The sequence below is a fragment of the Actinoalloteichus spitiensis RMV-1378 genome, assembly GCF_000239155.1.
Taxonomy (GTDB): Bacteria; Actinomycetota; Actinomycetes; order Mycobacteriales; family Pseudonocardiaceae; genus Actinoalloteichus_B; species Actinoalloteichus_B spitiensis.
The window spans coordinates 1-8,802 of record NZ_AGVX02000565.1 but is presented as its reverse complement, the minus strand read 5'-3'; the positions used below and the strand labels follow the sequence as shown (position 1 = coordinate 8,802).

The following is an 8,802-nucleotide window of genomic DNA, read 5'->3' as shown; positions in this document are numbered from 1 at the left end:
ACTGGGTCTTCGGGAGCCGGGGCTGAGCACCGCTCCCGCCCGTCTCGTCGTCCGGCCACCGGCACGGTCCGAGGTGGCGGAGGGCGGGCCGGATCCTCGGTGGCCTCGCCGTGCGGCCGCACGGCGAGGCGCGACCGTTCCCCGGGAGTCGTCGTTGCGCCGCCGCGGACCCGGGGCTTCGGCGTGCCCCTCCCGCTGCTCCACGTGACGGCGCACGTGGTCCGACCACCCGGGCTCACCGGTCGTTCCCGGTCCTGAGGTGGGTGGGTCAGGTCAGGTCCACGCCCGCCCAGGTAGCTCGGATCGGCGAGGGGTCGTCGCGCACCACCGGGTCGGCGTCGAAGCACATGGTGGTTCGACGTGCCGGTTCGTAACGTGGCCAGGGCACCTCACCCGTGGCGGCGAACCGGACCCAGGTCGAGTGCATGAGGTCCGCGAGCGGCTGGGGCGGGTTCGGGCCGGTGACCCACCGCATCACGGGGTCGTCCAGGAGGTCGAAGACGAACGGGATCTCCAGGAAGTGGCAGGCTCCGAGGTGGCCGTCGAACTGGGGCGAGCGCCAGGTGAACTCGTACATGTGGGTGCGGGCGGCCGCGTCGGCTCGTGCTTCGGCGAGCCGGATCGCCGGTATCCGGTAGAACCAGTCCCCCTGGAGGATCGCGAGGAGCTCGCCGGGGGTCGCGTCGGGGTACGCGGTCCGGTAGTCGGTGGCGGCGCTGTCGGGTAGCCGGTAGAGCCGCAGCGCGTCGAGGAACGCGGCGTCGGTGACCGAGTCGAGCCCGGCGAAGGGCACCAACGAGAGGCGTCCCTCCTCGGCGTTCTGCCCGATGAGGACGTCCACGTCACTTCCCGCTCCCGACGCGATCGCCTCGAGGGGAACGCGGGGAAGGGTCACGCCGTCGACCGTCGGCCGCCACATGTTGACCCGTGCCCCGGGTTCGGCACCCCACCGCTGGGGGTCGGGCGTGCGGGCGAGGTCCCCTGCCACGGACAGCTGGGCGGCGAGGAGGCGATCCACTCCGGCCTCGGCGACGGCTTCGCGGGTGGGGGCGACCCCGAGCATGTCGGCGACGCGGTGACCGATCTCCCGACCGGTGTCGAGGGAGTAGCAGAGGTTACCGGCTCCGCTCTGCATGATGGCGCGGCGGAACAGTCCCCTGGCGTTGGGCATCGTGAGCAGGGTGCCGACGCTCATCGCTCCGGAGGACTGCCCGAAGACGGTGACGTTGTCCGGGTCGCCGCCGAAGGCGGCGATGTTGTCGTGCACCCATTCCAGGGCGGCGATCTGGTCGAGCAGCCCGACGTTGGCGATGTCGTCGTCGAGGACGAGGAAGCCCTCCGCGCCGAGCCGGTAGTTGATGGCCACCAGCACGACTCCGTCGCGGGCGAAGCGGCTCCCGTCGTAGATGACGTTGTTGCCGGTGTCGAAGCCCCCACCGGGGATCCACACCATGACTGGTTGCCGGGCGTCCCCGGGTTGGCTGGTCCAGACGTTGACGTTGAGGTAGTCGGCGCCGGCGACGGTGGGGAGGAACGCGTCGAGGGGCGGCGGCGTCGGGAGTTGTGGAGGTGTGGGGCCGTCGGCACCAGCGTCACGCACTCCGGCCCAGGGCGGCGCCGGGTTCGGTGGCAGGAATCGGTTCGGGCCGCTGGGTGCGGCGGCGTAGGGGATCCCGAGGAAGCGGTGCACGCCGTTCTCGTTCCTGCCGCGCACCCTGCCGGCCCGCGTCGTGACCACGGCCCCCTCGGAGGAGTACTGGTCGGTGCCGCTCGGCGGGTGGTGCCGATCTCTCACGTGCTGTCCTCTCGGTGTGGGGCGACGGCGGGCCGGGGCGTGCCGTCCTGGCCCACGGCCATCGTCGCACCGCGTTGGGGACCGGTCGACCAGTGTTCTACCGGGGCCGAATGGCGGGTCGGCGCCCTCCGTTCGGACGAACGCGCGGGGTTCACCCGAGGTCGATGTCAGCTCCTCGCCCAGGGACCGATGTGTACACCGCCACGGGTCCGGGTAGCCCGGACACGGTCGCCCGACGAACGCGTGGATGGTGTCGCGACCACGAGGCACAAACACAACCCTATGGTTGGTAAATGTCCAACGGATCTTTCCCCGCGACAACCTTGCCCTTCCAGGTGCGTCTGGATGGGTGAAGGGACACGACAGACAGGAGGACCTGCGATGATGCGACGTCCTGGTGTGCTCATTCCCGCCGTCCTCGCCTTCGGCGGGGTGTTCCTGGTCGGGTGTGGGGAGGGCTCCGGCGACCAGGAGCCGACCAGTCCCGGCGACGGCGTCGACGCGACGACCGGGTCCGGGCTGGACGAACCGACGACGGACCCGGGCCTCGGGGCGCCGACGTCGGGGTCGGCCACCTCCGGGGCGGGAACCGCCGACCCGGGGGCGGGCGGAGCGGCCGACGATGGCGCGACGTCGGCGACCGACGACCTGGAACGGGTGGACTGCGGCGAGATCGAGACCGACACCGGCGCGCACCGGCTGATCGCCATGCCCACGGTCGGCGGCCGGGTGGGCTGCACCGAGGCGTTCAACGTGATCGACGAGTTCCTCTCGCTGCCGGACGAGGAGAAGGCCGAGGCGGCCCTCGGGAACGTGGACGTCTCCCACGGCTGGTCGTGCACCGTCGACGACGGTGAGACGGCCGGGATCGCCTGCGTCAAGGGCTCGGCCGGCGACGACTACGAGTTCGCTTTCCACACCGAACCCTGATCCCCCGCCACTCCCCGTTCCCGCCCGGGTTCGACGAACGCGGCTCGGGCGCGGGCGACCGCGCGGATGGCGTGGGGCGGGTGGCCCGGCGGCGCGGGACGGAGCGGCCCCCGGGGCCACCCCACGGCCGGGTCACCCGCCGGGTACGGGTGGTCCGGAGGTCAGCCGTTCGTCTCCTCGACGAGCCACCGGTCGGCGGCACGTCCGGAGGTCAGCCGGACGACGCGCACCCCGCTCCTCCGCAGGGCCGCGAGCCTCCCCGGCAGTTCCGCCTGGTGCGCGCGCTGGGACCGCACCGCCCACACGAGCAGGGAGTGCCGGCCGAACAACGCCGACCAGTCCTCGCGGTTGCCCGCCCACAGTTCGGTGCGGTGCCGGATCCGCCGGACGGTGCGGCGCAGGATCCTGGGGAGGATGACGGCCAGGGGCAGGTCCAGCCACACCACGAGGTCGGCCCGGGGCCAGAGGGTGTCGGCGACCCGGTCGATGTAGTTGCCGTCCACGACCCAGGCGGGCCGGTCGCGCAGCTCGGCGATGTCGGCGGCGAACTCCTCGGTGGGGCGGGGAGTCCAGTGGGGACCGTGGTGGAGCGCGTCGAGTTCGACGTGGTCGATCCCGAGTTCCCTCGCGAGCCTGGTCGCCAGGGTGCTCTTGCCGGAACCACTGGTACCGAGCACGACGATCCGCCTCGGGCGTGCCGTCTCCTCGTGCCCCCCGGTGCGTTCGGGACTCTCCGCCATCGGTCCGTTCTCCCCCTCGTCAGCGCAGCCGGCAGCCTAGCGGGTCGGCTCCCTGACCCCGATGGCTCCCACGCACGGGATCTCCGAGCACGCCGGCGGTGAACGGCGGGCCGGTGCTCGGCCCCAGCGAAGCGTCCGATCGATGCGGACACCAGCCCAAGAAATCTTGCCAGTCAGGAAATTTTTCCTCTTCGGCAACTTTTGCTACGGTGTCGTCCGTGAGCACGACCGAAGGCGGGCTGCGGGAACGCAAGAAGCGGGAGACACGCCTCGCACTGAGCCAGGCGACCATTCGCCTGGCCCTGGCACACGGGCTGGAGAACGTGTCGGTGGAGGACATCGCGGCCGAGGCGAACGTCTCGGAACGCACCTTCCGCAACTACTTCTCCAACAAGGCCGAGGCCGTGGTGGCCAACCACGTCGAACGCGGTCGGCGGACCGCGGCGGCCCTGCGGGCACGGCCAGCCGACGAACCGCTCTGGGACGCGCTGGTCCACGCGGTCGTCGAACAGTTCGAGCCCCCAGGAGGGACACCGCCGAGGCCGGACGACGCCTACGCCTCGGCACTGCGCGCGCTGCTCGCCACGCCCGCGGTCCAGCACGAGGTGTTCCGCGCGCACGCCACCTCGCAGCGGGAACTCGCGGCCGCCGTGGCCGAACGCACCGGCACCGAGCCGGAGGACCTGTACCCGGGCACCGTCGCCGCCGTCGTCGGCGCCGGGCTCGGCTCGGCGCTGACGCACTGGACCCGTGATCCTCGGCAGTCGCTCGTCGCGTTGCTCCGCGAGGTCTTCGACCAGATCCGCACAGGTATGCCGGCGCCCAGCCGGAACCCGCCAGGCCGAACCCTCGGCGCCTCCGCCGAACCCGGTCCGACCGCGCGGCACGAGACGGAGGGAAACCCATGAACGACGTGGTCATCGTTGGCGGCGGCCCCAACGGACTGATGCTCGCCTGCGAGCTCGCCCTCGGAGGCGTCCGCCCGGTGGTGTTGGAACGCCGCACCGAACCGAATCCGGAACCCCGGTCGAACGGGCTCGTCGGGCAGGTCGTCAGGATGGTGGACCGCCGGGGGCTGTTCGAACGGCTCAGCGGCCAGCCCGGCCCGCCACGGGCCCACCGGGGGCACTACGTGTTCGGGGCGTTACCGCTCGACCTGGGCCTGGTGGAGGACAGCCCGCTCCACACCCTCCCGGTGCCGGAACGGGACCTCGTGGGCGTGCTCGAGGACCGCGCCCGCGAATTGGGCGTCGACATCCGCCGGGGGCACGAGTGCACCGGCCTCGTCCAGGACGACGACGGCGTCACCCTCGCCGTCGACGGTCCACGAGGTGCCCACGAACTGCGGGCCAGGTACCTCGTGGGGGCCGACAGCGCGCACAGCGCGGTCCGCGAGGCCGCCGGGATCGGGTTCCCGGGTGTCACCCACGACAGGACCACCACGCGCACGGCGCACGCCACGGTGCCGCCGGAGTGGGTGGACGCGGCGACCGGCGTCCTGACCGTGCCTGGTCACGGTGCCGTCCCGCCGTTCCTGCCCGCCCGCACGGCCCACGGCGGTTTCACCTACGCGCCGCTCCCGGGGCGCCCCCCGCTGATCGCCACCGTCGAGTGGGACGGGCCGGACATCGACGTCCCCATGAGCCTGGAGGAGATGCGGGCCAGCGTGCGCAGGGTGCTGGGTACCGACGTTCCCCTCCAGTCGCCGGCTGGCGAGGGGCCACACCTGCTGCGCCGGCTCCGGGGCGGCAACACCCGCGTCGCGGAGCGGTACCGGGCGGGCCGGGTGTTCCTCGTCGGCGACGCGGCGCACGTCCTCCCCGCCGGCGGCACGGGGCTGAACCTGGGCCTCCAGGACGCGATCAACCTCGGGTGGAAGCTCGCGGCTCGGCTCACCGGCGGGGTCGACGTGCTGGACACCTATGACACCGAACGCCGACCGCACGCCGACCGCGCCATCACCTTCTCGCAGGCCCAGGCGGCGTTGCTCGCGCCTGGCGACGACGTCACGGGCCTGCGCCAGGTGTTCGGCGAGCTGCTCACCCAACCTGGCGTCGTCCGGGTCCTCGCCGATCTCGTGGCCGGTTCGGACGTCCGGTACCCGGTGGCGGAAGGAGCCCACCCGTGGGCGGGGTGGGCCGCGCCGGAACTGGACCTGCGCACCTCGCGGGGAACGGTGCGGCTGTCCGAAATGGTCAGGGCAGCGCGTCCCCTGCTGCTGGACCTCACCGAGGGCGGTGAACTGGACGTCGCGGGAGTCGAGGTCGTGCGGGCCAGGGCGGACACCGACGTGACCGCTCTCCTCCTCCGACCGGATTCCTGGGTGGCGTGGGCGTCGAACGAGCCCCGGCCGGACCAGGAGGGCCCGCGGCACGCCGTCGACCAGTGGTTCGCCGCCGGCTGAGCGGGTCGGCCGCGCCGGTCGACGGTGGGCGGCCCCGCCCACGGGCCGACCGGTACCACCTCTACCGTGCTCGGTCGTGACCGACGTCGACTCCCACCTGTCCCGGACCGCCACCGCCTACGACCAGCTGGCCGTGCCCTACGCCGAGTTCGCCCGCGACGCCTTGGCCGGCCTTCCGCTGGATCGCGCGGTGCTCGCCGCCTTCGCCGAACTCGTGCGGACCACGAGCCCGGGCCCGGTGGTCGAGCTGGGTTGCGGCCCCGGGCAGCTGACCGCGCACCTGCGGGAGCTCGGCCTGGACGTCTTCGGCGTCGACCTCTCCCCAGCGATGATCGACATCGCCAGCCGGGCGTATCCCGACCTGCGGTTCGACCTCGGGTCGATGGACCGCCTCGACCTGGCCGACGGGTCGGTGTCCGGCATCGTGTCCTGGTACTCGATCATCCACGCCCCGCCGGAGAGCGTTCCCGGGTACCTGGCCGAATTCGGTCGGGTGCTCGCCACCGGTGGTCACCTCCTCCTCGGCTTCTTCGAGTCGGAGGGCGACCCGGTGACCGCGTTCGACCACAGGGTCGTCACCGCCTACCGCTGGCCGGTCGACGAACTCGCGGAGCTGCTCGACCGGGCGGGCTTCCTGGAGGTGGGTCGGATGACGCGGGAGCCTGGCGAGGGTGAGCGGTTCCGCCGTGGCCATCTCCTGGTGCGGCGTGCCGCCGGGCGGGGGTGACCACCCGGCGGCACGTGCCGGCCCGGTGGACGCCCGGGGCGCCGTCACTCCGGCTCCTCCTGGTGGCGGAACGGAGCCGGGTCGGTCACCGGTCGGCGGTCGAGGACGAGATCGGCGAGCAGGGCGGCGGAACCAGGGCCGAGGATGAAGCCCTCCCCGCCGTGCCCGCAGCAGACGTACAGGTCGTCGTCGATCTCGTCGATGATCGGTCTGCCGGTGGGCGACAGGGGTCGGACGCCGGAGCGGCGGCCGGCCACCGGGATGTCGGCGAGCGCGGGTACCAGGGTGGCGGCGCGGCGCAGGATGCGGCGGTCGAGATCGGCCGGTTCCGCCTGGTCCTCCGCCGTCCAGCTGGCGCCGACGAGAACGACACCGTCGGCGCGCTGGTGGACCAGGAGCCCGACCGCCGTCCCGGTCCTGGCTGGCCCGATGCTGACCTCGCCCAGGATGTGGCCGAGCAGTGGGGCGGTGGGAACCGTGCGCAGGAGGCGACCCCGCGACCCGGTCAGCCGCATGCGGTGCCCGAGCTGGGCGCACAGCTGTCGGGTGCCCAGTCCGGTGGTGAGGACGACGACGCGGTGGAGGCGGCCCGTGCCGTCGGTACCGCGCAACCGCCAGCGTCCGGGCTCGCGGAGGATGTCGACGACCGGGTCGTACTCCGACACGCGCACCCCGAGGGCCACCAGTTCGGCGTGCAGGGCGCGCGTGACCTCACGGGGGTCGATCCGCCTTGCCTCCGGCTGGTGCAGGGCCGCCCGGACGCCGGGGGCCAGCGCGGGTTCCAGGGCGGCGAGCTCGGGTCCGGCCAGGACGGTGCCGGGGCCGTCGAGGAGCGCGGCCGCCTCGGTCGCGGTCTCGGCGAGGACGAGCCGTCCGGTGGTCGTGCCGGGAGAGACCTCGTCGTAGGCGGTCAGGCTCGCCTTCCACAGGCCGGTCAGGGGCGCGGCCGGGGGGACGAGCTGCCCGTGGGCGGCGGCACTGGCACCGTCCCCGATCCCGGCGGCCGTGCGGAGGGTGACGGACAGGCCGGCGCGTGCCAGTTCACGGGCGGCGGAGAGACCGACCACGCCCCCGCCCACGACGACGGCCTCGGTCATGGCGCATCCCGCCGCGAGCGCGCGGATCGACGACGGCGATCCCGATGCGGAGCGGAGCGGTGCCGGGGTTGCCCGTGCCGGTGGTCACCGCCGGGGGCGTGCCGAGCGGCCCGTGCCGCCGGGGCTCGCGTCGGCTCGCCGACCCCGTCGTCGTCCGGGCGACGCCGGGCTGCCGGTAACGGCGCGGTCGCCTTCCCGGTGACCATGACCGGTGGGGATTCCGGGACGTTGCCGTCGTGGGACGCCGACGCCGGCTGACACCGGGCCGGGAGCGGCGGCGAGAAGTGATCCGACGCGGTTTTCCTCGCCATGCCCCGCCGGAGAACTCGGAACACCGGTACACCGGCATACGGCGCCCCGATTCCCACCGCCCGCATTCGACCTCCCCGGTCGGGACCACCCAGGACTCTGCCACGAGCGGGAGAGCACCGGCAATCCCCCCATTCCCGCCGAGGAGCGGGAAGGACCGGAAATCGGACCGACGGCATTTCGCCGTGCGACGCGTTCCGTCCGCCCCTGGTGGTGGTGCCACGCTCCCCACTGGTCAGAGGTCGTGGCGCGAGGGCTTCCGCTCGACCGTCACGTGGGGATGACCAGGTGGTACGCGCGGCGCCGGGGGCGCGCTGACCACCGGCCGGGGCGGGGTTGCGGGCACCGCGTCGGCTCGGCGGGACGGTGGCAGGCGGGGCAGGGGTTGGCCCCTTTGCTCCGAACGTGGGATTGACAGCGGCGGCCGCCGAATTCCGCGGGGCCCCGATGATTCGGGTGCCCGTTCGGTTCGCCACGGCCAATGGTCAGGATGTCCGGTGGTCGCTACGATCTGCCGTTGTGCGGACTCTCGCGGCACGAAATGCGGACCGCCCTCCGACGATGACCGGGACCCGCGAACAACGGTCGTCGTCGTGGGAGGCCGTGCCGCTGGAAATCGTTCCTCGAAACCGCTCGGCGAAAGGGGCGAGGGTCGTCCACCGTTTCGTCGGCCTCCCGCCGGGCGCCGCTGGGCGGGATGTCGGGGCCCCCCGTTCCACCCCGCGACGCGGGAGCGGCACGTCCGCGTCGACCTCCTCGCCGCCACCGGCCCCCGGGGGCCGCCCCCTCCCCCGCCGTGT

Annotated in this window: 7 protein-coding genes; 4 read left to right on the top strand and 3 right to left on the bottom strand. The window is 73.3% G+C overall.

What is annotated here, in order from left to right; all coding sequences use genetic code 11:
• Positions 1–268: 268 nt before the first annotated feature.
• A complete protein-coding gene (locus ACTIDRAF_RS0221795; protein WP_016700832.1) occupies positions 269–1,795 on the bottom strand; it encodes a carboxylesterase/lipase family protein in 1,527 nt (508 codons plus the stop codon).
• A gap of 381 nt (positions 1,796–2,176) precedes the next feature.
• Between ACTIDRAF_RS0221795 and ACTIDRAF_RS0221790 the strand changes: the two genes are divergently transcribed.
• Complete coding sequence (locus ACTIDRAF_RS0221790) at positions 2,177–2,725, top strand: hypothetical protein (protein ID WP_157163196.1); 549 nt, start codon at positions 2,177–2,179, stop codon at positions 2,723–2,725.
• A 161-nt stretch (positions 2,726–2,886) separates the two neighbouring features.
• Here ACTIDRAF_RS0221790 and ACTIDRAF_RS34590 read toward each other — a convergent pair whose 3' ends face one another.
• A complete protein-coding gene (locus ACTIDRAF_RS34590; RefSeq protein WP_016700830.1) occupies positions 2,887–3,465 on the bottom strand; it encodes an AAA family ATPase in 579 nt (192 codons plus the stop codon).
• Positions 3,466–3,683: 218 nt separating this feature from the next.
• Here ACTIDRAF_RS34590 and ACTIDRAF_RS0221780 point away from each other — a divergent pair, with 218 nt between their 5' ends.
• The 3 genes from ACTIDRAF_RS0221780 to ACTIDRAF_RS0221770 all read left to right on the top strand — a co-directional run bounded on the left by ACTIDRAF_RS0221780 (position 3,684) and on the right by ACTIDRAF_RS0221770 (position 6,596).
• Positions 3,684–4,373, top strand: coding sequence for an acyl-CoA-like ligand-binding transcription factor (locus ACTIDRAF_RS0221780; RefSeq protein ID WP_156038577.1), 690 nt, complete (start codon positions 3,684–3,686; stop codon positions 4,371–4,373).
• Positions 4,370–5,869, top strand: a complete 1,500-nt coding sequence (locus ACTIDRAF_RS0221775; RefSeq protein ID WP_016700828.1) for an FAD-dependent monooxygenase — start codon at positions 4,370–4,372, stop codon at positions 5,867–5,869. The genes ACTIDRAF_RS0221780 and ACTIDRAF_RS0221775 overlap by 4 nt, the downstream gene beginning before the upstream one ends.
• A 76-nt stretch (positions 5,870–5,945) precedes the next feature.
• Entirely contained in the window at positions 5,946–6,596 is a 651-nt protein-coding gene (locus ACTIDRAF_RS0221770; RefSeq protein WP_016700827.1) for a class I SAM-dependent methyltransferase, read from the top strand.
• Positions 6,597–6,640: 44 nt separating this feature from the next.
• On the opposite strand, the gene ACTIDRAF_RS0221765 is transcribed toward ACTIDRAF_RS0221770, so the two are convergent.
• The gene (locus tag ACTIDRAF_RS0221765) at positions 6,641–7,693 is read right to left on the bottom strand and encodes an NAD(P)/FAD-dependent oxidoreductase (RefSeq protein WP_016700826.1); all 1,053 of its coding nucleotides are present in this window, start codon (positions 7,691–7,693) and stop codon (positions 6,641–6,643) included.
• Positions 7,694–8,802: the final 1,109 nt, after the last annotated feature.

Bases quoted from the DNA above. Each gene is read 5' to 3' on its own strand.
- ACTIDRAF_RS0221790 (WP_157163196.1), top strand. From the start codon at position 2,177: ATGATGCGACGTCCTGGTGTGCTCATTCCCGCCGTCCTCGCCTTCGGC.
- ACTIDRAF_RS34590 (WP_016700830.1), bottom strand. From the start codon at position 3,465: ATGGCGGAGAGTCCCGAACGCACCGGGGGGCACGAGGAGACGGCACGC.
- ACTIDRAF_RS0221775 (WP_016700828.1), top strand. From the start codon at position 4,370: ATGAACGACGTGGTCATCGTTGGCGGCGGCCCCAACGGACTGATGCTC.
- ACTIDRAF_RS0221765 (WP_016700826.1), bottom strand. From the start codon at position 7,693: ATGACCGAGGCCGTCGTCGTGGGCGGGGGCGTGGTCGGTCTCTCCGCC.